Consider the following 22,766-nt stretch of genomic DNA (forward strand, 5'->3'; position numbering starts at 1 on the left):
TAATTCATGAGCTATTATCAGAAAACATTAGAAGAACAGGTATTTAAACACGACCGCGTTTTCATTGCAGATAATGCCAGGGTACTGGGAAATGTGGAGTTGCACGATGATGTATCCATCTGGTTTGGAGCGGTACTGCGTGCCGACTTTGACAGCATCACGATTGGCAAACGGACCAATGTGCAGGAAGGCGTTATCATGCACGTTGATTTCGGAGGTCCGGTCGTTATCGGAGAGGATAATCTGATAGGGCATGGAGCCATGATTCATGGTGCGACAATTGGCAATTTCAATCTAATCGGTATGCGTGCCACAATCCTGAACGGTGCCAAAATAGGGAATGGCTGTATCATTGGCGCCCATGCACTGGTGACTGAAAATATGGTGGTGCCGGATGGCAGTATGGTGCTCGGAACACCCGGCAAAATTGTCAAGACACTGGCGGTGGAAATAGTAAAAGAAAGGGTGCTGTTTGGTGTGGATGAATATTTGAAAGAAAAAGAAATGTATATAGGTCAATGAAAATCTTGATTATCCGCTTTTCCTCTATTGGCGATATCGTATTGACGAGTCCGGTTGTTCGCTGTTTGAAGCAGCAGCTGCCGTCCGGTGAGTTACACTTTCTGACCAAATCGCATTTTCAGCAGATTTTAGAAGCGAATCCGGCAATTTCAAAAATATATGCCATAGAGAAGGATGTAAATGAGGTTATCCCTGCCCTGAAAGCGGAAAAGTATGATGCTATCATCGATTTGCATGATAACATCCGCTCCAGGCAGATTTCTGCCGCGTTAAAGGCGAAAACATACCGGTACAATAAGCAACGCATTAAACGTTTTCTGCTAACGCAGTTCAGAATAAATCTGCTGAATAATCATGTGGTGGACCGTTATTTTACGGCAGTCACGCCCTTACATGTCATTAACGACGGAAAGGGGCTGGATTATTTTATTCCGGAAAAAGATAATGTGACGATGCAGCAGATGCCGTTCACCCATTTAGCCGGCTATTGCGTAATAGTGGTGGGAGCGAAGCATTTTACCAAGCAAATACCAATGGTAAAGCTGGAAGAATTGTGCCGTAAGATAAAAATTCCGATTCTGTTGCTGGGAGGTCCGGATGATGTGTACATGGGTTTGCAGCTGGAAAATATGGATCCGTTTAAGATTTCCAGCGCCTGCGGCCGTTATAATATCAACCAGTCTGCGGCGGTAATCAAACGGGCCAAATATGTCATTACACCGGATACCGGCATGATGCATATTGCAGCGGCATTTAATAAGCGCATTGTTTCTATCTGGGGAGGAACGGAAAAACGATTGGGTTTTACACCGTATCTGATGAATAATACGACTTCCATCATTATAGAAAATAATCAGTTGTCTTGCCGGCCCTGTCATAAACACGGACTCGACAGATGCCCCAAAGGCCATTTTAAATGCATGATGGACTTGGATATGCAGAAGGTGATAGATGTGCTGTAGGAAATTCAAGTCGTTTTATCCTTCCGAGAACCCAGGGTTAATTAATTCACTATAAGGCAGATTATTCATTATGGTACGGAAATCCGTGCATGATGGTATAAGCCCTGTATAATTGTTCCATAAAAATCAATCTTATTAATTGGTGGGAAAAGGTCATTTTCGAAAGGGAAATTTTATCATTGGCTCTGTCGTATACCTTTTCATCAAATCCATAAGCGCCGCCAATCAGAAAAATGATTTTTTTTGTGGACAGATTCTCTTTTTTGACAATAAACTGTGCAAATTCTACAGATGTGAGCGATTTACCTCTTTCATCTAACAAAACTAAAAAATCATCCTGTTTCAACCGTGAAAGAATTTTTTCTGCTTCTGCTTTTTTGACTGCCACGGGATTGGATCGTTCTTTTGTATCCGTAATTTCAATTATAGAGACAGGGGTGAATCGTTCTATACGTTTCAGAAATTCGGTATAACCCTTATGGGTAAAATCCTGGAAAGTTTTTCCAATCCACCAAATTTCTATTTTCATTTTTAGCCTTTTTTTTTACACTTATTAATCCAAATCTGGCAAAGATTAGGAGAATTAACAGCTTTATTTGTTAAAATTTAGATTTTGAGTAAAATTATTACATTTATTTTTGTTTAAGGTATTGACATAAATCAACTTAAATGATACCTTTAAGTAAATCTAAGAGGTATGAACAGAATATTTACTCTTAGAAACATAATCCCACTTTTCGTATTTCTTATACTGACCGGATGTCAGGAGGGTAATTACAGTACTAATTTTAATTATCAGAGTGATTTGCAGACATATTCTTCAGAAGACAAGCACAATATACCTGAACAGGTGGGCGAAGTTATTGACCCTGAAACGGGAAAGGTTGCGTACAGGGTTGTAAGAAAATGACCATGGAACTATGTAAATGAAAAACCCCGCATTTGCGGGGTTTTCATTTATAACCATTCAGCAGAATATTATGCTATATGAACAAACGTTCTGTCTTTAAATCCTTTCTTAAACATCACTTTTCCGTCTTTCAATGCAAAAATTGTATGGTCTTTACCCAGACCAACACCATCACCCGGATGGAATTTAGTACCTCTCTGGCGGATGATAATATTTCCGGCTATTGCCTCTTGTCCGCCGTATAATTTAACACCTAATCGTTTGCTGTGTGATTCTCTACCGTTTCTGGAGCTACCGACACCTTTCTTATGAGCCATCTTATTGTTTTTTAAGTTTGTAATTAAGCTATCGTATCAATCTTTACTTTTGTGTAAGATTGTCTGAAGCCGTTTTTTACTTTGAATCCTTTTCTTCTTTTCTTCTTGAATACGATTACTTTATCGCCTTTGGTATGTTCAACGATGGTAGCTGTAACAGCCGCTCCGTTGATGGTTGGGCTGCCTACTTTCACACCGGCATCACCTGATACCATCAGCACTTTGTCAAAGTTTACTTTATCTCCTGCGTTACCATCCAGCTTGTAAACAAAAATCTCCTGATTCTGAGCTACTTTAAACTGATGACCGCCTATTTCTACGATTGCGTACATGATTTACTTTTTTGGAGTTGCAAAGATAGCTATTTTTTCCTGATTTTTAACTAGGCAGTGTTGATTTTTTATTAAGTCAACAGTTTTTACACAAGATGTTATTTTAATTTTTGTAATATGTTGATAATCAGAATTTAGTGTCTTGATATTCTATTGTTTTTCTAAACAGAGGACTTTATTTGTATTTATTTTTAAGAAAAATAGCCTGTAGATTTGAGAATCGTTGGTGCCAAAACGATATTCTATTCTCTTATCAACTTGTGGCAATTCAATTTAGTTCGGGCGGAATATCCATTCCGCCCTCTTATTTTAGTTCATCGGCCAGGATGTCGTAAGACCAGATCAGGGTCCCTTTCTTGTTTTTAAGCTCGAGTTTACATTTTCGCTTGTCCGCCTGTCCGGTTACACTGATTTTCCCATAATTATAAGAGGGGAAATAAGTGCCCGGTATTTTAGACGGATTTACATACTCAACGCTTTTCTTTCCTATTTTGACAGGATACATCGTCAGCGGGGAGGTTGTAAAATCATATAACGGATACAAACCTGTTTCATTTATTTTCATCAGTTCGGCATGGTGCCTGTCTCCGGAAATAAAGAGGACACCTGAAATATGGCGTTCCCTTATAAAAGCAATGAGTCGCTTATATTCATCCGTCGTTTTATACAGACATTCTCTTGTGCTTAACGGGTTCAGCGCCTGCATACCGATACAGATAAATTTGAAAGTGCCATTGGATTGTAGCAACTCATTCTCCAACCAGTGGAGTTGCTGGTCGCCTAATACGCTGTTTTCACGTTCCTTATTGTATCGGTCATCGAGCATAAAGTACTGACAATCCTGTTGCCGGAAGGTATAGTAATTGAACGAGTCGTTTTTGGGGTTTGGCCAGAACTGTTGAAACACATTTAAAGCAGACTCTTTGTATTTAAAGGTACCGTCACTGTTGTTGGTGCCGTAGTCATGGTCATCCCAGATGGCATATTGTTGCCGTGATGTTAAAAACGAATGGAGCCTTTTGTTCAATCGCGTTTTGATGTTTCGTTTAAGCTGTGCCTTGTAATGCTGACGTTGCAATACATAGTATAAATTATCGCCCAGCCATATCATGAAATCACTGCTGTCATTTTTCATGGATTTAAAAATCTTCAGGCTGTTGAATGGCTTTATCACCCTGTTGAATCCGGTACCGATAAAAGCGCACGAACCCGATAGGAATGAAAAGTCTCGAATGGTATCCGCTGTTGTCTGTGCCGTAATTAAAGGAAAGAAATGTTGATTGTCGAAAGAATATAGGATGGGATAAGATTGATTCGGTCTTAATCCGTCAAATCGGGCATTTACCGGCAGGTATTTTCTGAAACAATGTTCTTTTTGGTAATAGTAGGGTCTTGCAGGTTGTCCGTCAATTTTCAGATAAACAACCGTAGCCTTCTTAAACAGGCACCATACGCTGATTTCCTGTTCGGCAGTATGACCGATGAAAGGGCTGGATACTAATTTTTGAGAATAGACACTTAAGTATAAGAGTATAAATAATGAAGTAATAAATAAGTAGACTGGTTTTTTAAAGTGCATCTTGAACGTATTAATGCTTCATCAGGTTCCGGACTCTCTCCAGCAAAGGCGGATGAGAATAGTGAAAGAACACATACCATTTGTCCGGATTCAGGTTGGACAAGTTATTCGCGGATAATTTTCTAAGTGCGGATATCAGGTGCTCGCCGGTTCCTGTATTTTCTTTTGCATAATTATCAGCTTCAAATTCATTTTTACGCGACAGCATATTCATAAAGATTCCCGTAATGGTGGATATAGGACTGTACAATAAACTGAATGCAATCAAACCCAAATGAAAAACAGGAGCGTTTGTTTGCAAACCCAGCGCCTGCGATAATTCCGGTAGATTGATGAACAGTGATAAGATATACAGGATGGCACCCATTTGTGCAACACCAATCAGCATACTGGTCTGTATATGCTTCATTTTATAATGGCCTACCTCATGCGCCAGCACACTCACCAGTTCCTCTTCTGTCTGTTCATTGATGAGTGTGTCAAATAATACAATCGTTTTCCTGCTGCCGAGTCCGCTGAAATAGGCATTGGCTTTGGTGCTGCGTTTGGAGCCGTCTATCACAAAAATATTCGTCAGGGGAAATCTGACCTGTTGCGCAAAAACTTCAATCTTTTCGCGCAGGCTGCCTGCTTCCAGCGGTTTTAATTTATTGAAAATGGGAACAATCAACGTGGTGTAAAACAATGTGATGAAGATGGTGAAAGCGGTAAATAATCCCCAGGCATATATCCAGAAAGTGGAGCCTGCTATTGCGTAAAACCATACGAATAAACTCAATAGAATCCCTCCAATCACACCTCCCAACAGGTATCCTTTTATTTTATCGGATAAATAGGTTTTCCAGGTCATTTTATTAAAACCGTATTTTTCTTCAATCACAAAAATGCCGTAAAGTTCAAACGGTAAGCCAATGATGTCTGAAACGATGGCAAACAGTCCGAAGAAAATAAGCGACTGCAGAACGGGTGACGTGGTAATGGCTGCAATCTGAATGTGCACGAACGCAAATCCTTTCATGCTCAGAAAGATAACAATTAGAACGGTACTGAATACCGAAGTGATAAGGCTTAAACGTTCTGTCGCTTTGTGGTAATTTCTGGCCTTTGCATATTTTTCCGCATCATAAATACCTTGTAGTTCTTTCGGTATCGGCTTATCCCATGTTTTGGAGTTTCTGTAATCCAGAATGAATTCCAATAAAAAATCAAACAGGACGAATGCGAGAATCAATATCGTTAAAAGGGATGTTCCTTGTGTAAGCATGCTGCAAAAATAGGCAGATTAAATGAACGGATACTATGATATTGCATATAAAAGCAATTTTAGCAGTAAATCGTTTGCGCTGAACCAGCCGCCTGTTGTACTTAGGTAAACAAATAATGATTCAAATCGGATGTTCGGCTCATCTCTTTGGATTTGGCTACTGTCAGTGGTCGTAGAAAGGGCGCATCTCCAAACTTGTCGAAATAATAGCTGTTGGAGGATGCACAGTTGTTGTTAAGAAATACCGTGTTTTGCTGCTGATTCAGGATAAATTGAAAGTACTTATCATGCTCTGCCCGTTTGATCTCAAACGAATCGGTATTCCTGCGCCTTTTCTCCTGCAGCACCCGCATGATATGCGTCAGTTGGATTTCTATCATATCAAACCACGATAATCCCGATGCGGCGTAGGGTCCGAAAATGATAAAGAAATTCGGAAAATCAGGCATCGAACAGCCCTGGTATGCCTGCAATCTGTTGGTACTCCAGAAATCGCCCAGCTCTTTTCCGTTTTTTCCGAATAGTTGATAGTTGAGGTAATTCGTATTCTTCATTACATTGAATCCGGTGGCGGCAATGAGTGTATCCATTTTATATTCTGAACCATCTTTGGTGATGATGCTGTCTTCGGTGATTTTTGAAATACCTTCCGTAATCAATTCAACATTTTTTCTGTTGAAGGTTGGGTAGAAGTCGTTCGAGAAGCTGGGGCGTTTGCACCCAAAACCGTATTTCGGGGTTAGTTTTTGTCTGATTTCCGGATCTTTTACCTGTTGCTTCAAGTTAGACAAACAGATTTTTTCCAGGTATTTTATCAGGAATGGATATTGTTTGTAGTTAACGACACTGGTCACCATAACGGTTTGTGTAAGTATATCGGTAAGTTTCCTGACAGTATTTTGAGAAAGCGGCAGCTTGGAAAATACATCCTTAATGACATCCGGAATGGCAGCATCGGGTTTGGGGAAAATCCAGATGGGAGTGCGTTGAAAAACGTACAACTGTTCGACAATCGGTGCAATGGCAGGAACTAACTGCACGCTGGTGGCGCCGGTGCCGATAACGGCAACTTTCTTATTGGTTAAATCATACGAATGATCCCACCTGGCGGTATGGATTACTTTTCCTGTAAAGGAATCAAACCCTTCAATGTCGGGAAATTTAGGGTCAGTCAGTGCGCCGGTAGCAGATATGACTACGTTTGAAGTATACGTTTTGCCGTTTTTTAATTGGAAAGTCCAGGTTTTGGTGGATTCATCGTAGTAGGCTTTTTCTACATCGCTGTTGAATATTAAATTTTGGCGGATGCCATATTTGTCAACACAGTGATTGGCATATCGGAACAATTCTTCACCCGGCGCAAAAACTCTGCTCCAATTGGGGTTTTGCTCAAAGGAGTAGGAATAGGTAAAGGAGGTGATGTCTACCGCTACGCCCGGGTATTGGTTATCGCGCCAGGTGCCACCGATATCGTTCTCCCGTTCTAAAATGAGAAAAGAAAAACCGGCTTCTTTCAGCTTAATACCCGCACCGATTCCGGAAAATCCGGAGCCAATGATGATGACTTCTGTGTCTGTTTTTTTCATTGCATCTGCTTCTAATGAATATCAAAAGGTAACAGGTTATTTTTATTATGCTCTTAAACATAAGATAATTTGAATTGTAAAATGCCTGAATCAGGGTATTTCGCCGTATCCTGTTTTTTATTTATTGTCTTTTTTGTAACTTCATACTTTCAATCATTTCGCTTTAGTTAGTTTATATGCTGTACCACAACGATAAATCTATCTTGTTCTTTAACGGAGAATTTAAAAATGTAAAAGATTTCAGAATCAGTCCATTTAATCAGACCTTGCATTACGGTTACGGCGTTTTTGAAGGGCTGCGAGCCTACAACGCCCAGCAGGGGCCGCATATTTTCAAGGTAAAACGCCATTTTGAGCGTTTAACAAAATCCGCGGAAAAGCTGAATATTCAAATGCCTTATTCTGTTCAGGAGATGATTAATTTCGCCTATGAACTGATAGAACGCAATGATTTGAGGGAGGCCTATATCCGACCATTGGTCTTTATGGATAAGAATATGACCTTGCGCGCGCATGATGCCGACAAACCGAATATTCTGATGACCTGCTGGAAATGGAATCGCTATTATCCTTCCAATAATTTAAAAGTGCTGGTCTCTTCCTGGAGAAGGCCGCATCCGAAAACCATGCCGGTAGATATCAAAGCGACCGGAAATTATATCAATTCCATTCTGGCAACGCGCGAAGCCATACAAGGTGGGTATGATGATGCCTTGTTAATGGATGTGGAAGGGTATATCGTTACAGGACCGGGTGCATCTTTTATTATGGAAAAGAACGGAAAATTGATTGTTCCGCCTGTTCACAATATTTTTCCGGGCATCACCCGGTCGACTTTAATTGACATTGCCAAACAGATGGGTATCGAGGTGGTCGAAAAGCAGTTTGGCGTGGAAGATGTTATAACGGCGGACGGTGCCTTCTTCACCGGTACTGCAGCAGAAGTGGCGGGAATCGAAAGCATCAACGGACATAAACTGAAATTAGCCTGGGAGGATACCATCGGTCATTTGCTTCATAACCGCTATAAACGTATCGTATCTGGAAAAGATACCAACTTCCTTGAATACTTTTAACGATAAGTCATCGGATAAATGCTTAAATTTGTATAACCGTTTCCAATGAAAGTAATTATCCGCTTTCTCTTACTGCTTTTTTGTTTTCAAACCGCATTTTCTAATGTTACATTGATTTCTTACGGTTCTTCCTTGAAATATATGGATAACGGCACCGATCAGGGCACAGCATGGACGGGTACCGGATTTAATGACGCATCGTGGGCATCGGGTAACGGACAACTGGGGTATGGAGATGGTGATGAGACAACTGTAGTGAGCTATGGCGGTAATGCATCTTCCAAATATATCACCACCTATTTTAGAAAAAATATTACGATTGGCAGCACGGCAACCTATCTGGATTATACCCTGAATGTGAAAAGAGATGACGGTGTTGTTGTTTATATTGACGGGACAGAGGTTTTCAGAAGTAATATTGCTGCAGGAGCGGTTAACTATACCACTTTGGCGGTGAATGCCGCAGATGACGGGAATACAGCCCAATCGACCACACTATCTATTGCACAACTTCCCTCAGGCAATCATACGATTGCCGTGGAAATGCATCAGACGAATGTAACCAGTTCCGATCTTACCTTTGATTTGGAATTGGTCGCGAATGAATCCACGGTTGTCAGTTTCGGAAGCAGCTGGAAATACCTGGATAATGGAACCAATCAGGGAACCACGTGGACTGCAACCACTTTTAACGATGCAGCCTGGGCATCGGGAAATGGGGAAATAGGTTATGGTGATGGCGATGAAACCACTGTGATTGGTTACGGCGGGAATGCTTCGAATAAATATGTCACCACCTATTTTCGTAAGAATATTACCATAGGCAGTACGGCACTGTTTTCAGATTTTACGATGAACATGGTGGCGGACGATGGAATCGTCGTATATATTGACGGAACAGAAATATACCGGAACAATATGCCCGGCGGTGCAATCGGCTATCTGACATTGGCATCTTCAGCATACGAAAATAATGCACTCACCACCAATCTGACATTGGCACAATTACCTACCGGTAATCATACGATTGCCGTGGAAGTCCACCAGACAGCCGTTACCAGCTCTGATCTGAGTTTTAACTTAGAACTGAAAGCGAACATAGCCGGCACTGTCAATATCACTCGAGGGCCATACCTGAATATGGCCACACAGAATGCAGTTCATGTTCGGTGGAGAACCAGCAGCGCTTCTAATTCTATCGTTAATTATGGTACGGCAGACGGTAGTTTAACGTCTTCTGTAACCGATGCCGCACTCACAACCGAGCATGATGTATCGGTATCCGGATTATTGCCCGATACCAAATATTTTTATTCCGTTGGAAGCTCGAGTCCGGCGGTTCAAACATTAAGGTCAGGACCAGATTATTATTTTTATACTCTTCCGTTAAAAGGCACAGAACGGATTACCCGGATATGGGCAATAGGCGATTGTGGCAATAATTCATCAAATCAGCGGAATGTCCGAAATAATTATATGAGTTATATGGACGGAAAACACACGGATGCCATACTGTTGTTGGGAGACAATGCTTATAATTCCGGTACAGATGCGGAATACACCAATAATTTCTACCCAATTTATCAGGATTCCTTATTGCGGAACGTAATCCTTTGGCCGGCTCCGGGCAATCACGATTATGCCAATAACGGCACAAGGCAAAATGACCATGCTATTCCGTACTATAACATGTTTACATTGCCTACGACAGGCGAATCGGGCGGTGTAGCCTCCGGAACAGAAGCCTTTTATTCGTTTGATTTTGCCAATATTCATTTTCTTTCGCTGGATTCTTATGGAAAAGAATCAAATACCTACAGAATATGGGACACATTAGGCCCACAGGCTGTCTGGGTGAAAAATGATTTGGCAGCAAATACACAAAAATGGACAATTGCTTACTGGCACCATCCGCCGTATACACTCGGGTCGCACTCGTCCGAATCGGAAGCGGACCTGATCGCCATCCGGCAGAACTTTATCCGTATTCTAGAACGAATGGGAGTCGACCTGATTTTATGCGGGCACAGTCACGTGTATGAACGTTCTTATTTACTGAACGGACATTATGGGAATACGGCATCCTTTAATCTGGCAACGAAAACGGTAAGCAGTTCAACGGCAAAATATGATAATTCGTCCAATTCCTGCCCATACATCAAGAAATCACCGTTGTCTTTAGGTACAGTCTATGTGGTGGCAGGCTCTGCGGGACAACTGGGCGGCCAGCAAGTGGGCTGGCCAATGAGTGAAATGACTTATTCAAATAATACCCAAGGCGGCGGATTGGCATTAACCGTAAATGGTAACAGGCTGGATGCAGAATGGGTCTGCAATGATGGCGTTATCCGGGACAGGTTTACCATGATGAAAGATGTCAACAAAAAAGAAGCCTATACCATATTTGAAGGGGACAGCATTAATCTGGTTTCTTCCTGGAACGGAGATTACAGCTGGTCCGTTGGGAACACAACCCGGCAGGTACGTGTATCGCCGGACGGCTTGGATGTTGATACGCTGACCGTAACGGATAATTACAATTGTTTGCGGGATTCCTTTATCGTCACAAAGGCGTTGAAGCTGCCCGTTGAATTAGTGAGTTTCTCAGTTGATTTGTATCTGAGAAATCAGGTGTTGCTGCAATGGCATACATCCTCAGAGTATAACAATGCCTACTACAGCATTGAGTGGTCAACGGATGCCATCCATTTTTCGGAGTTAGGACAAGTGGCAGGAAATGGTACTGTCTCAACCGAGAGCCATTACCGTTTTTTACACGAATTACCGGACCCTGGAATAAATTATTACCGGTTGAAACAACTAAACAATGATCTTGGGTATAGTTATTCAAAAACGATACAGATAGAAGTACCACATGTCGCCCACACTGCCGCCAAAGCTGATTTCATATATGCATTTCCCAATCCATCTCAATCCGGAGAGTTTGAAATTGATTATTACGGTCAAAAAAGTAAACACTCATTCATAAGGGTTTATAACTCACTGGGAAAACTCATTATCAAAGATGAAATCATCCTGCTAAACGGCATCACTCACTACCTTTTGAGATTAAATGATTTCCCCGATGGTTTTTATATCGTTTCAATTGAAGATGAGAAAAAAAATATTATAAAATAGTGTGTACGATTATCTAAATCCATCTTACTTTTCATTTTGCTTGTTTTTGTTATTTATTTTTATTTGTGTATCTTGAATTCAGGAAGATCAGCTATGCATTTCAATGAAATTATGCACGATAAGAATCTGCAGATTACCGGTAGTATAATACTGTTCCTTTTTATCATTGGAAACCTGGTTGAATTTATATACAGTTATCACAAAAGAAAACAATATTATTCTTACCAAACGTTTCTGATCAATATCAGTATAGCTTTGTTGCAGCAACTGACGGATGCTTTCAATAAGATTATTTTTTTTACGGGATTCGTGTTTGTTCAGGAGCATTATTCCATTCAGCGATTATTGCACTGGAATGAGATGGAAATTGATTTTCCGTTCATGCTGTCTTCCCGGTTTCCATTCCTTGAGGTCAGTTGGTATATGTTGATTGTCTGGCTGTTTATCCTGGTGTTGGTCGATTTTTGCCAGTACTGGCTGCACCGTTTATCCCATGAGGTAAATATCCTGTGGGCAGGGCATATTGTCCATCATTCTATGGAAGAATACAATTATACGGTTGCGCTTCGGCAATCCTTCATTGAAAGTATCTATACCTGGATTTTTTACCTGCCGCTGGCTTTTTTCGGAATTCCCTGGCAATTGTTTATCATGGCGTATGCCGTCAGTCTCATATGGCAGTTTTTTGTACATACACAACTTGTCGGAAAATTAGGCCTTCTGGAAAAAATTCTGGCTACTCCTTCTCATCACCGGGTGCATCATGGTAAGAATCCGCAATACATTGATAAAAACTATGGTGCATTTTTTATTGTCTGGGATAAGGTTTTCGGGACTTTTGAGCCGGAAGTGGAAGCAGTCGATTATGGCATTACGGTACCCTTGCAGACACAGAATCCAATATGGGTAAATATTCATCATCACTTGCATATCTTCCGGATGATGGTTAAAACAAAAGGATTCATCAATAAATGGAAGGTTTTTTTTGACAAACCCGCATTTATTCCATTGGATATCGAAAGCGAATATCAGAAACTAAAATTGCTTGCTAAGCCTAAAGAAATCCGGTTGCCTGCTGTAAAGTCAGTTTATCTGTTTTTTAATTTTTTTTTTACAGCCTTATCTGGGTTCCTGTTGGTACAATATTTTGAAGCAACGTTAAATATCGGACTTTTTTTACCTTTGGCATTATTGATAGCTGTCAGCTTTGCCGTGAATATTGCATTGATGGAACAGAAAAAGTGGGCGGATTATGCAGAGGTGCTTAAACTCCTGTCCGTATTGGTGATGGGGTTGTGGATGTTCTTTACTAACACTTCAAATCTGACAATGGCAATTTTTATTATTACCACAGCGACAGTAATGTTAGCCTATACATGGGTAATAGCTAAAATGTATCGCAAAAACCTTGTACTACTTAATAAACGTAACTACTAAAAACAGGGTTATCATTACAATGTAAAAGATAGTCACAAAGTATTTGTGCAGGTCTATGTTCACTTTTTTAGACATTGTACACATTTAGTTTACATAAATTTAACGTCAAATTTTCATAAAAATTGTCTTCAGTTATGCACATATCTTCATTATGTGAAACAAATCTGCCGTTCCATTTTAATTGTGCCTAAACTTTTATTATTTTGGCACCCCAATTCACCCGTATGTCAGAAATCAATAAATACAGTAAATCCATCACGCAGGATCCTACACAACCCGCCGCACAGGCTATGCTGCATGCTGCAGGTTTATCAGATGAAGATTTTATAAAAGCACAGGTAGGAATTGCTTCCACCGGGTGGGATGGCAATCCTTGTAACATGCACCTGAACGCTTTGGCTGCGAACCTTAAAAAATTAGTCACACAGGAAAATCTCGTGGCGCTCAATTTTTATACGATTGGTGTCAGCGATGGTATTTCTATGGGTACATCCGGTATGCGCTATTCGCTCGTATCAAGGGAAGTGATTGCGGATTCTATTGAAACCAATGCCGGAGCCCAATTTTATGACGGCATCATTTCCATTGCAGGGTGTGATAAAAATATGCCGGGAGTGATTATGGGGATGTCGAGATTAAACCGTCCTTCTCTGATGGTATATGGTGGTACCATTGCTCCGGGAAAATATAAGGGAGAAACCCTCGATGTGGTGTCCGCATTCGAAGCGTTAGGTAAAAAATTTGCGGGTTCTATTTCTGATGAAGATTATAAAGGCGTCATTGAAAACGCCTGTCCGGGCGCGGGTGCATGCGGTGGTATGTATACAGCTAACACAATGGCTTCCGCCATTGAAGCATTGGGTATGAGTTTGCCGTATTCCGCATCCAATCCTGCAGTGAGCGAGGATAAGAAAAATGAATTGAAACAGGCTGCCTCAGCAATCAAAAATTTACTGGAAAAAGATATCAAACCTGGCGATATCATGACGTTTAAGGCATTTGAGAATGCGATCCGTCTGGTCATTGTATTGGGCGGAAGCACCAACGCCGTGATGCACCTCATTGCCATGGCTAAGACAATAGGTGTGAAAGTGACCTTAGATGATTTTGTTCGCCTGGGAAATACAACACCTATGTTAGCGGATTTTCGTCCAAGCGGAAAGTATGTGATGGAAGATCTGCATAAAATTGGTGGTGTGCCTGCTGTGATGAAATACTTACTCAGAGAAGGTCTGCTGCACGGCGATTGTCTGACGGTGACGGGAAAGACAGTGGCAGAAAATTTAGCAGAGTTGCCTGACTTAACCGAAGGTCAGGATTTGCTGCACCCGGTTTCTAATCCTATTAAACCGACCAGCCATATTCGTATCTTATATGGCAATCTGGCAACGGAAGGTGCGGTGGCTAAAATCACCGGAAAGGAAGGAGAGCGCTTTGAAGGAACGGCTAAATGTTACGATTCGGAACAGGAAGCCATAGATGCCATGAAAGATAAAAAGGTAGTCGCAGGTGATGTAGTGGTAATTCGTTATATTGGACCTCGCGGAGCGCCCGGCATGCCGGAAATGCTGAAACCTACTTCTGTATTAATGGGTGAAGGACTGGGAAAAGAAGTGGCACTGATCACAGACGGCAGATTCAGCGGCGGTTCTCATGGATTCGTTGTAGGACATGTCACACCGGAAGCACAGAGCGGCGGTAACATTGCCCTGGTGAAAGATGGAGACACTATCCGAATTGATGCAGTAAATAATACCATTGATGTAATGATAACGGAGGAAGAATTGGCAAACAGAAAGGCTGTTTGGACTGCTCCGGCATTAAAAGCAACTTCCGGTGTTTTGTACAAATATGCAAAAACCGTATCTTCGGCCAGCGAAGGCTGCGTGACGGATGAGTTTTAAGTCCTTGACTCCCCTCTTGAGAGGTGAGTGAGGTGTGTGTACAGGGCATTTAGTTCAGTTGGTTTAGAGCACTACCTCGACAAGGTAGAAGTCACTGGTTCGAATCCAGTAATGCCCACACAGAAAAAGACCTGGAATTTTCAACAGGTCTTTTTTTTTGTTGTACTGGCAGGATTTGCCCTAATCACCCTTACGTATCTTCTCTGTACCATTTTACCATTCTGGACAGATACATCACTACGGTCAGTACGATAAACAAGCCAATACTTCCAATGAGTAATGCATAGTCTTCTGAACGCAAGATGATAAACAGGAATCCATATAAAATTAGCAAGATGCCTGCCAGCACGGCCATCAGTTTATTTTCCCTGAAAATGGATTTGGCATAAATGGTAATGAGTAAAATGATGGCAGCACTCGAGACGAGATAGGATTTTGTAAATCCTATTTGTTCCGAAAGTGACAGCAGCAGCGTATAAAAAACAACTAACGCCAGTCCGATGAGTAAATACTGGACCGGATGAATCTTATAGCCATTTAATATTTCAGCAAATACAAAAACCAGAAAGGTCAGCAGAATAAACATGATGGCATATTTTGCGGAGCGCATGGTTTTCTGATAATGGTCTATCGGAACCAGGAGATTCACTCCAAAAGATGCATTGTTTATATCGTAGGCATTATTTGTCCATTCCTGCGGAAAGTTTCTGTTCAGGTTCAGCACTTTCCAGTCAGCTTTAAATCCTTTATCTGAAATGCTGCGTGTATCCGGTAAAAATGCACCGTCAAAACTTGGTGTGGTATACGGACTCGTAACAGATACGTTGGTTTCTTTTCCGGTTGGAATAAATGACAATGCAGAACTGCCATTAATTAGCAGTGTAAAACTGAATTCGGTTTTCTGTACATCTTTTATAGTAATCGGTGCACTGAGTCCGGATGAAGCACCTGAATTTCCGCTTTGTGAAGGCACCGGAACGGTTTCCACCATATCTTTGTAACGGCTGAGATTATACTGCTGGTTATAGGAATGTATCAATATATCATTGTCTTTTATGCCCGGATTCATTTCTGTCTGCTGATTATTCAGCGTCACGATGACTTTGTTCTTTATACCTCTTAAGTCAGATATCGGCAGGGAAATATAGGCTTGTTCCCACAAAACAGCATCTTTTTCTATATTGAGTTTTGATTCATCGAAACCGCTAAAATGTCCGCTGAATGTGGCTTCGTTGGAATAAACCACCGCATTGTATATACCGCGTTTCCTAATTTCTGTCTTAGTATTGTTGGAGATATTCAGTTGTTCAGGCAGGAAATGAAGTGTTCCTGTTCCATCTGTGTAAATGGTTTCACCATTCGCATTGGTGCTTTTGAATTTTGTCTTGTAAGGAACATTTATAATAGGACCTGTCAGTGTTTGTGTATTTCCCCATTTACTTCCGACTTCTGCATTGACCTGGTTACTGCGTTCCTGTCGTTCACTGATTAATCCTTCAATCATACTGGTCGGAATTAACAGGATTAGCATGAGAAAACCAACGATAGCGAATTTTACAGTATAGGAGTTTTTAACCCAGTCAGAAAAAGTACTCATAGATTTTTTTGTAAATGTAATCTATGTCAGCATGCGTATTTGTTAGTATATGTTACTTTTTATAGGGGTTCTATTAATAAATGTAAAGTTTTTTTATCTTGCTGATATGAAGAATATAGGAGTATTTACATCAGGAGGAGATGCACCAGGCATGAACGCCTGCATACGCGCTGTAGTGCGGGCAGGAATACAGAAAGGATTAACGGTATTTGGAATTCAAAAAGGCTATGAAGGAATGATAGAAGGTGCCTTTATAGAAATGGATTCCCGTTCGGTAGGCAATATTATCCATCGGGGAGGAACTATACTGAAATCTGCCCGAAGTAAAAGTTTCATGACACCTGAAGGCAGAAAGTCTGCATACGAACAATTGTCCAAATACCATATAGATGGCATTGTTGCTATTGGCGGTGACGGCACGTTTAAAGGTGCCCGGGAATTTACAAAAGACTATGCTATTCCGTTTGTCGGCTTACCCGGAACCATAGATAATGATTTATTTGGTACGGACTTTACCATCGGTTATGATACGGCAGTGAATACCGCAGAAGCCATCGACAAGGTTCGGGATACCGCCACTTCGCACGGTCGATTATTTTTTATAGAAGTCATGGGCAGAGACGTGGGTTATATTGCCTTGGCAAGTGGCATCGCGGGAGGAGCGGAAGATATCTTTATTCCGGAAACACATACCGACTTACTGGCTGTTTCCGATAAATTAAAATGCTGTTCCCATAAGGAATCCTATATCATCGTTGTTTCAGAAGGGGATGATGCCGGGAGTGTCAGGGATATTGCCGACACTTTTAAAGGAATGCATCCCGAATACGATATCAAGTATTTGGTTTTAGGGCATTTGTTGCGGGGCGGAAACCCATCTGCCAACGACCGTATTTTAGCCAGCCGTCTGGGAATTGAGGCAGTCAATGCTTTGATAGCGGGTAATCACAATGTGATGATTGGATGGAAAAATAGTCAGTTCTCCTATATCCCTTTACAGCAGGCCGTGAAACATCACATCGATTTGGACCCAAAATTGTCAGAGATTCTGCAGTTATTATCGTATTAATCCAGTATGTTGAATACTTATGTCTAATCTAATTTTATAGAAACGGTTAAAATGAGGTTGGATAGTCTAAAAACGTTAAGAAATTACTATTATTCACTTACAGCCAATAGCTTCATTTCATTAAAAAATCAATTTTGTTAGTTTTGTAGTGCAAGCAGTATAATGTCAGAACCTACCAAAACACAAATTTCCGGTGCGGAAGCAGTCATCAAATCCTTGATTGCGGAGGGTATTGATGTCATATTTGGCTATCCCGGCGGTGCTATCATGCCTATTTATGATGCGCTGTGGCATTATCAGGATAGAATCAACCATGTATTGACCCGCCATGAACAGGGCGCCACTCACGCTGCAGAAGGCTGGGCCAGAGTGAAAGGGAAAGCAGCTGTCTGTTTTGCCACATCCGGTCCGGGAGCGACCAACCTAATCACGGGTATAGCAGATGCCATAATGGACAGTACGCCGATGGTTTGTATTACCGGTCAGGTGCCCATGCATCTGCTGGGTACGGATGCCTTTCAGGAAACGGATGTGGTGGGTATAACCATGCCCATTACTAAATGGAACTATCAGATTACTAAAGCAGCTGAAATTCCTGAAGTATTAGCCAAAGCCTTTTATGTTGCAAACACCGGCAAACCCGGACCCGTTTTGATAGATATTACCAAAAATGCCCAGTTTGAATTGATGGAGTGGAAGGGATATAAACAATGCAATAATATCCGCGGATACAATTCCAATCCAAATATTGACCAGGTGCAATTGGAAAAGGCTGCTGAAATCATTAATTCATCCAAAAAACCTTTAATTATTGCAGGTCAGGGAGTTGTGATTTCAAAAGCAAAAGAAGTATTAGAGCAGTTCTCTGCCAAAACCGGCATCCCGGTTACAACCACCATGCAGGGGTTGGGCGGATTTAATCCGGATCATGAAAATTATGTAGGTTTGCCCGGGATGCACGGAAATTATTCGGTGAATATCAAGATGAACGAATGCGATGTGATGATAGCAGTCGGAATGCGTTTTGATGACCGGGTGACGGGTGATGTTACCAAATTTGCCAAGCAAGCCAAGGTTATTCACATAGAGATAGATGCTGTTGAGATAAATAAAGTCGTTAAAACAGAAGTGGGAATTTTAGCGGATGCCAAAGAGGCATTGAAAGCCTTATTACCACTGGTCAATGCAAATACACACACCGACTGGATTCAGACATTTAGAGAGCTGGATAAGCAGGAAGAAGCATTAGTTATCCAACATGCCATTCATCCTACAAGAGGGGGGATCAAGATGGGCGAAATCATGCATCTGATTGATGAAAAAACAAAAGGAGAGGCGATTATCGTTCCCGATGTAGGACAGCATCAGATGTATGCCATGCGTTATTACCACTACAGAAAACCCAATTCATGGGTGAGCAGCGGCGGTTTGGGTACTATGGGATTTTCCATTCCGGCTGCCATAGGTGCACAAATGGCGGCACCTGAAAGAACCACGGTAGTGATAGTGGGTGATGGCTGTTTTCAGATGACCTTACAGGAGCTGGGGACCATCTGGCAGAATGATTTGAATGTAAAAATTGTCATTTTCAATAACAACTACCTGGGAATGGTTCGTCAGTGGCAGCAACTGTTTTTCGACAACAGGTATTCTTCCGTATCTTTAAAAAATCCGGATTTTGTAGCGATTTCCAAAGGCTTCAGACTGGAAAGTGCCAAAGTGGAACAAAGGGCAGAATTGAGTGCTGCACTTGATGTCATGTTTGCCCACAAAGGGGGCTATGTTTTAGAAGTCGTGGTAGAGAAAGAAGAAAACCTATTTCCGATGGTGCCAAGCGGCAAAGCCTGCAGCGATGTGATTTTACAGCCATAATTTATAGAATTTTGATATCCTTTTAGTTATTTTCACTACCTGTTTTAGTGTGAAAATCCTATTTGTTACTGTACAAATAATTATTATAATGGTTAGATATTTAAGCTTTGCATTTATTATTACAATTACATCTATGTTCGTTTATTCTTGTAAGCATAAGGTAAAGCAATCAGTGGTTTCAACAGGAAATGATTATAATAAAAACGGATTAAATAAACATTTTGACTGGACAGGAACTTATATTTTAGAGGATAGTGAAGCGATGTGCACCTTAAAATTACATAAACGTAGTGTTGATGGTAGTTATGAAATGCAATTCTATGATAATTCAAGATATGTGGATTTGTATAAAAGTTCTGTATATGATGCGAAAGATGATAGTGGTCATATATACATCAGATATTTAAACAATTTTATGATGGATGCAAAACCTCTTGGTTTTGAAAGCGGAGATACGTTGTTTTACTTACAGAAACGTGATACCGGTTTTTCATCGGTTTTTAAAGCATTTAAGCCAAAAAATAATAATAGTTGCTGGAAGAAGATAAACAGTACGTATTAATACATCCGCTTTTTGCTAACAGAGGGAGAAAAATCGGAACTATGTCGTAACTTCTTTAATAAATTCCACTTCTTTTTCAGAAAAAGGTGTTCCGTCAGCACGCAGGATATCATGGAACCAGGTGGTTGGCTCCTTGTCGCCCTCTTTTCCTTCCCACGTGAAGATGGTTTGAGTTTTTCCACTCACCAATCCCCAGTTGTAGGCACCTACCCTATATTGTTTCATAACCGGAAGATGGGTTTCAAATAAACTGCCGGAGGTTCTCGACATATATTCGGTACAGATTACCGGACGTCCTTCCTTTTGCAGCTGCAGTATCTGCCGTTTCAGAAAGTTTGCTTTGAAATAATTGTGAAACGAAATGACATCGGAAATTTCGAGCAGTGTTTTGTTCAGGGTGGAATTGCCGAACCATATCCCGGCTGTTATCGGCTGCAAGGGTTGTATCTCCCGTATCCAGCCTGCTGTTTTCTTTAAGAGAGGTAAAGTAGGCAAGGGCAAAAATATATGCTTAAATCCGCGGTAAAGCATTTTAGGATATTTTTTGTACCACGGATTGGTCATTATCGTAAGAAAAGTATTCCCCAGTTCATTATAAATATCCCAGATGAGTACCCGTTCGTCCTGTGCAAATGTGCCAACAATATCCTGCACATAGGCTTTCAGGCGTGGCTCCTGTTGTGGATGGGTTGCTGCATCCGGGCCCGGCGATTGCAGCCACCGGGAATTGTGGATGCCCGGAACAGGATCGGGCTGTCTGCCCGTTTTTGCATTTGGAAACCAGCAGTCATCAAACAGCACAAATAGGGTGCGGATGCCATGGTTGTAGGCGATGGTCAGGAACTGGCTTATTCTATCCTTAAAGCCTTCCTTATCTTCCAGCCAGGCGAGATCGTGCAGGAAAACGCGCACCGTATTCATGCCCAATCCTGCTGCCCATCCCAGTTCCCGGTCTATCGTCTGCGGGTCAAACATGTCTGCCTGCCACATTTCCAGTTGGTTGACTGCCGTCGATGGAATGAAATTACAGCCAACCAGCCAGGGTTGGGCTTCATACCAGGCATTTGCCTTTTCTTTGCTCCATTGTAGGTTCATGAATATGATTTCCTGTTAAACTGAAAATGAATAGATATCATTCCAAAAATGACAGACAATTCTTCCAGCGAAGGTAATCAAATTTAAGGGCAGTTTTAAACAGGCGTGTTTACCGGATAACACAATGTATGCTATTATCGTTCATGTTATTTTAATACCAATCTGAATGATTAATACGGGAATCTTGTTATTTTAGTGCAATTCTTTATGAAAGCATATAAAATTGTATTTATTTCTCACAATCAGCCGGTGCTGATTGGACGATTTATGCTTATCTTTTCCCGAAGAAGGGTGGATGTCACCAATTTTTCTTTCAGTAAGATAAATGACAACGATGGTGAATTTACCATAGAGTTTAATGCGGAAGAGTGGGCAGCGGAAAACATATTAAAACAGGTTCAAAAACAAATAGATATCTTTGAAGCAAAATTGATTCTGTTATAATAAATCTCAAATCCTAAATCTCAAATCTAAAATCAAAATAGTATGGCAGTAATGAATTTCGGCGGAGTAGAAGAAAACGTGGTTACCCGCGATGAATTTCCGTTGGCAAAAGCGAAAGATGTATTAAAAGACGAAGTAATCGCCGTTATCGGATACGGTGTGCAGGGTCCTGGACAGGCATTGAATTTACGCGACAACGGTTTCCATGTGATTGTGGGACAGCGCAAACCTTCTAAATCTTGGGATAAGGCAGAAAAAGACGGTTTCGTTCCGGGCAAAACCTTATTTGAGCCGGAAGAAGCACTGGAAAAAGGTACCATCATCATGTACCTGTTGTCAGATGCCGCTCAGATTGAACTATGGCCGACCGTGAAAAAACACTTGACCGCGGGAAAAGCATTGTATTTTTCTCACGGGTTCGGTATTACCTACAAAGAACGCACCGGCATCATCCCGCCGGCCGATGTGGATGTCATCTTAACGGCACCCAAAGGTTCCGGCACCTCCCTGAGACGTTTGTTCCTGGAAGGAAAAGGCCTGAACTCTTCCTATGCTATTTTTCAGGATGCTACCGGCAAAGCGCATGACAGAACCATTGCATTAGGCATCGGTATCGGCTCCGGCTATTTGTTTGAAACCACTTTCCAGAAAGAGGTCTATTCCGACTTAACCGGTGAGCGCGGTGTGCTGATGGGTGCCTTGGCGGGTATCATGGAAGCGCAATACAAGGTGTTGAGGGAAAACGGCCATTCACCGTCAGAAGCATTCAATGAAACGGTGGAGGAATTGACTGAATCACTGATTAAACTGGTGTCTGAAAACGGAATGGACTGGATGTATGGCAACTGCTCTACAACGGCACAGCGCGGGGCATTGGACTGGAAAGGCCCTTTCCGTGAAGCGGTATTGCCGGTATTCAAAGAGCTGTATGCAAAAGTGGCAGCCGGTGAAGAAGCTCAACGTTCGATTGATACCAACTCTCAACCTGACTACAGGGAAAAACTGGAAGTGGAGCTGGCAGAAATAAGAAATTCAGAAATGTGGCAGGCAGGTAAAGCGGTAAGAAGCCTCCGCCCGGGAAAATAATTTTATAGAATAAT

Annotated in this window: 19 protein-coding genes and 1 tRNA gene; 12 read left to right on the top strand and 8 right to left on the bottom strand. The window is 41.5% G+C overall.

What is annotated here, in order from left to right; all coding sequences use genetic code 11:
- Nucleotides 1-6 precede the first annotated feature (6 nt).
- Together IPM95_00420 and IPM95_00425 are read left to right on the top strand one after the other, a co-directional pair.
- A complete protein-coding gene (locus IPM95_00420) occupies nucleotides 7-522 on the top strand; it encodes a gamma carbonic anhydrase family protein (GenBank protein MBK9327783.1) in 516 nt (171 codons plus the stop codon).
- On the top strand, nucleotides 519-1,484 hold the full coding sequence (locus IPM95_00425) for a glycosyltransferase family 9 protein (protein ID MBK9327784.1): 966 nt from the start codon (nucleotides 519-521) through the stop codon (nucleotides 1,482-1,484). Before IPM95_00420 ends, IPM95_00425 begins: the two co-directional genes overlap by 4 nt.
- A 61-nt stretch (nucleotides 1,485-1,545) precedes the next feature.
- Here the strand turns inward: IPM95_00425 and IPM95_00430 are convergent, their stop codons facing one another.
- The 6 genes from IPM95_00430 to IPM95_00455 form a co-directional block, all read right to left on the bottom strand.
- Entirely contained in the window at nucleotides 1,546-2,013 is a 468-nt protein-coding gene (locus IPM95_00430; protein ID MBK9327785.1) for a 23S rRNA (pseudouridine(1915)-N(3))-methyltransferase RlmH, read from the bottom strand.
- A 449-nt stretch (nucleotides 2,014-2,462) separates the two neighbouring features.
- Nucleotides 2,463-2,711 carry a 50S ribosomal protein L27 gene (gene rpmA / locus IPM95_00435; GenBank protein ID MBK9327786.1) on the bottom strand — a complete coding sequence of 83 codons (249 nt, stop codon included), beginning with the start codon at nucleotides 2,709-2,711 and terminating at the stop codon, nucleotides 2,463-2,465.
- Between the two features lie 23 nt (nucleotides 2,712-2,734).
- Nucleotides 2,735-3,043, bottom strand: coding sequence for a 50S ribosomal protein L21 (gene rplU / locus IPM95_00440; protein MBK9327787.1), 309 nt, complete (start codon nucleotides 3,041-3,043; stop codon nucleotides 2,735-2,737).
- A 304-nt stretch (nucleotides 3,044-3,347) separates the two neighbouring features.
- Entirely contained in the window at nucleotides 3,348-4,622 is a 1,275-nt protein-coding gene (locus tag IPM95_00445; GenBank protein ID MBK9327788.1) for an alkaline phosphatase D family protein, read from the bottom strand.
- A 10-nt stretch (nucleotides 4,623-4,632) separates the two neighbouring features.
- Entirely contained in the window at nucleotides 4,633-5,886 is a 1,254-nt protein-coding gene (locus IPM95_00450) for a M48 family metallopeptidase (protein ID MBK9327789.1), read from the bottom strand.
- A gap of 101 nt (nucleotides 5,887-5,987) precedes the next feature.
- Complete coding sequence (locus tag IPM95_00455) at nucleotides 5,988-7,472, bottom strand: NAD(P)/FAD-dependent oxidoreductase (GenBank protein ID MBK9327790.1); 1,485 nt, start codon at nucleotides 7,470-7,472, stop codon at nucleotides 5,988-5,990.
- Between the two features lie 176 nt (nucleotides 7,473-7,648).
- Between IPM95_00455 and IPM95_00460 the strand changes: the two genes are divergently transcribed.
- The 5 genes from IPM95_00460 (at nucleotide 7,649) to IPM95_00480 (ending at nucleotide 15,145) form a co-directional block, all read left to right on the top strand.
- On the top strand, nucleotides 7,649-8,548 hold the full coding sequence (locus IPM95_00460; protein ID MBK9327791.1) for a branched-chain amino acid transaminase: 900 nt from the start codon (nucleotides 7,649-7,651) through the stop codon (nucleotides 8,546-8,548).
- Between the two features lie 45 nt (nucleotides 8,549-8,593).
- Nucleotides 8,594-11,686, top strand: a complete 3,093-nt coding sequence (locus IPM95_00465) for a metallophosphoesterase (protein ID MBK9327792.1) — start codon at nucleotides 8,594-8,596, stop codon at nucleotides 11,684-11,686.
- Between the two features lie 72 nt (nucleotides 11,687-11,758).
- The gene (locus IPM95_00470; GenBank protein MBK9327793.1) at nucleotides 11,759-13,123 is read left to right on the top strand and encodes a sterol desaturase family protein; all 1,365 of its coding nucleotides are present in this window, start codon (nucleotides 11,759-11,761) and stop codon (nucleotides 13,121-13,123) included.
- 224 nt (nucleotides 13,124-13,347) lie between these two features.
- Nucleotides 13,348-15,027 carry a dihydroxy-acid dehydratase gene (ilvD, locus tag IPM95_00475; GenBank protein MBK9327794.1) on the top strand — a complete coding sequence of 560 codons (1,680 nt, stop codon included), beginning with the start codon at nucleotides 13,348-13,350 and terminating at the stop codon, nucleotides 15,025-15,027.
- 43 nt (nucleotides 15,028-15,070) lie between these two features.
- Nucleotides 15,071-15,145, top strand: a tRNA-Val gene (locus IPM95_00480).
- Nucleotides 15,146-15,217: 72 nt separating this feature from the next.
- Here the strand turns inward: IPM95_00480 and creD are convergent.
- Nucleotides 15,218-16,624, bottom strand: coding sequence for a cell envelope integrity protein CreD (gene creD, locus IPM95_00485; protein ID MBK9327795.1), 1,407 nt, complete (start codon nucleotides 16,622-16,624; stop codon nucleotides 15,218-15,220).
- Between the two features lie 106 nt (nucleotides 16,625-16,730).
- Between creD and IPM95_00490 the strand changes: the two genes are divergently transcribed.
- The 3 genes from IPM95_00490 to IPM95_00500 all read left to right on the top strand — a co-directional run bounded on the left by IPM95_00490 (nucleotide 16,731) and on the right by IPM95_00500 (nucleotide 20,127).
- The gene (locus tag IPM95_00490) at nucleotides 16,731-17,693 is read left to right on the top strand and encodes a 6-phosphofructokinase (GenBank protein ID MBK9327796.1); all 963 of its coding nucleotides are present in this window, start codon (nucleotides 16,731-16,733) and stop codon (nucleotides 17,691-17,693) included.
- A 162-nt stretch (nucleotides 17,694-17,855) separates the two neighbouring features.
- Nucleotides 17,856-19,565, top strand: a complete 1,710-nt coding sequence (gene ilvB, locus IPM95_00495) for a biosynthetic-type acetolactate synthase large subunit (protein ID MBK9327797.1) — start codon at nucleotides 17,856-17,858, stop codon at nucleotides 19,563-19,565.
- An 88-nt stretch (nucleotides 19,566-19,653) separates the two neighbouring features.
- Complete coding sequence (locus IPM95_00500; protein ID MBK9327798.1) at nucleotides 19,654-20,127, top strand: hypothetical protein; 474 nt, start codon at nucleotides 19,654-19,656, stop codon at nucleotides 20,125-20,127.
- Between the two features lie 39 nt (nucleotides 20,128-20,166).
- Here the strand turns inward: IPM95_00500 and IPM95_00505 are convergent, their stop codons facing one another.
- Nucleotides 20,167-21,222 (bottom strand): 1,4-beta-xylanase, encoded by a 1,056-nt coding sequence (locus IPM95_00505; GenBank protein ID MBK9327799.1) that lies wholly within the window; start codon nucleotides 21,220-21,222, stop codon nucleotides 20,167-20,169.
- A 207-nt stretch (nucleotides 21,223-21,429) separates the two neighbouring features.
- Between IPM95_00505 and IPM95_00510 the strand changes: the two genes are divergently transcribed.
- Together IPM95_00510 and ilvC are read left to right on the top strand one after the other, a co-directional pair.
- Nucleotides 21,430-21,666 (top strand): acetolactate synthase, encoded by a 237-nt coding sequence (locus tag IPM95_00510; GenBank protein MBK9327800.1) that lies wholly within the window; start codon nucleotides 21,430-21,432, stop codon nucleotides 21,664-21,666.
- A 42-nt stretch (nucleotides 21,667-21,708) separates the two neighbouring features.
- Nucleotides 21,709-22,752, top strand: coding sequence for a ketol-acid reductoisomerase (gene ilvC, locus IPM95_00515; protein ID MBK9327801.1), 1,044 nt, complete (start codon nucleotides 21,709-21,711; stop codon nucleotides 22,750-22,752).
- The last annotated feature ends 14 nt before the right edge of the window (nucleotides 22,753-22,766 follow it).

The sequence above is a fragment of the Sphingobacteriales bacterium genome (genome assembly GCA_016719635.1).
Taxonomy (GTDB): domain Bacteria; phylum Bacteroidota; class Bacteroidia; order Chitinophagales; family JADIYW01; genus JADJSS01.

Excerpts from the sequence above, each read along its gene's own strand:
- creD (MBK9327795.1), bottom strand. The coding sequence starts at position 16,624 with ATGAGTACTTTTTCTGACTGGGTTAAAAACTCCTATACTGTAAAATTC.
- rpmA (MBK9327786.1), bottom strand. The coding sequence starts at position 2,711 with ATGGCTCATAAGAAAGGTGTCGGTAGCTCCAGAAACGGTAGAGAATCA.
- IPM95_00425 (MBK9327784.1), top strand. The coding sequence starts at position 519 with ATGAAAATCTTGATTATCCGCTTTTCCTCTATTGGCGATATCGTATTG.
- IPM95_00510 (MBK9327800.1), top strand. The coding sequence starts at position 21,430 with ATGAAAGCATATAAAATTGTATTTATTTCTCACAATCAGCCGGTGCTG.
- IPM95_00490 (MBK9327796.1), top strand. The coding sequence starts at position 16,731 with ATGAAGAATATAGGAGTATTTACATCAGGAGGAGATGCACCAGGCATG.
- IPM95_00445 (MBK9327788.1), bottom strand. The coding sequence starts at position 4,622 with ATGCACTTTAAAAAACCAGTCTACTTATTTATTACTTCATTATTTATA.
- IPM95_00465 (MBK9327792.1), top strand. The coding sequence starts at position 8,594 with ATGAAAGTAATTATCCGCTTTCTCTTACTGCTTTTTTGTTTTCAAACC.
- ilvC (MBK9327801.1), top strand. The coding sequence starts at position 21,709 with ATGGCAGTAATGAATTTCGGCGGAGTAGAAGAAAACGTGGTTACCCGC.
- IPM95_00420 (MBK9327783.1), top strand. The coding sequence starts at position 7 with ATGAGCTATTATCAGAAAACATTAGAAGAACAGGTATTTAAACACGAC.
- IPM95_00455 (MBK9327790.1), bottom strand. The coding sequence starts at position 7,472 with ATGAAAAAAACAGACACAGAAGTCATCATCATTGGCTCCGGATTTTCC.
- rplU (MBK9327787.1), bottom strand. The coding sequence starts at position 3,043 with ATGTACGCAATCGTAGAAATAGGCGGTCATCAGTTTAAAGTAGCTCAG.
- IPM95_00505 (MBK9327799.1), bottom strand. The coding sequence starts at position 21,222 with ATGAACCTACAATGGAGCAAAGAAAAGGCAAATGCCTGGTATGAAGCC.
- IPM95_00460 (MBK9327791.1), top strand. The coding sequence starts at position 7,649 with ATGCTGTACCACAACGATAAATCTATCTTGTTCTTTAACGGAGAATTT.
- IPM95_00500 (MBK9327798.1), top strand. The coding sequence starts at position 19,654 with ATGGTTAGATATTTAAGCTTTGCATTTATTATTACAATTACATCTATG.
- IPM95_00450 (MBK9327789.1), bottom strand. The coding sequence starts at position 5,886 with ATGCTTACACAAGGAACATCCCTTTTAACGATATTGATTCTCGCATTC.
- IPM95_00430 (MBK9327785.1), bottom strand. The coding sequence starts at position 2,013 with ATGAAAATAGAAATTTGGTGGATTGGAAAAACTTTCCAGGATTTTACC.
- ilvB (MBK9327797.1), top strand. The coding sequence starts at position 17,856 with ATGTCAGAACCTACCAAAACACAAATTTCCGGTGCGGAAGCAGTCATC.
- ilvD (MBK9327794.1), top strand. The coding sequence starts at position 13,348 with ATGTCAGAAATCAATAAATACAGTAAATCCATCACGCAGGATCCTACA.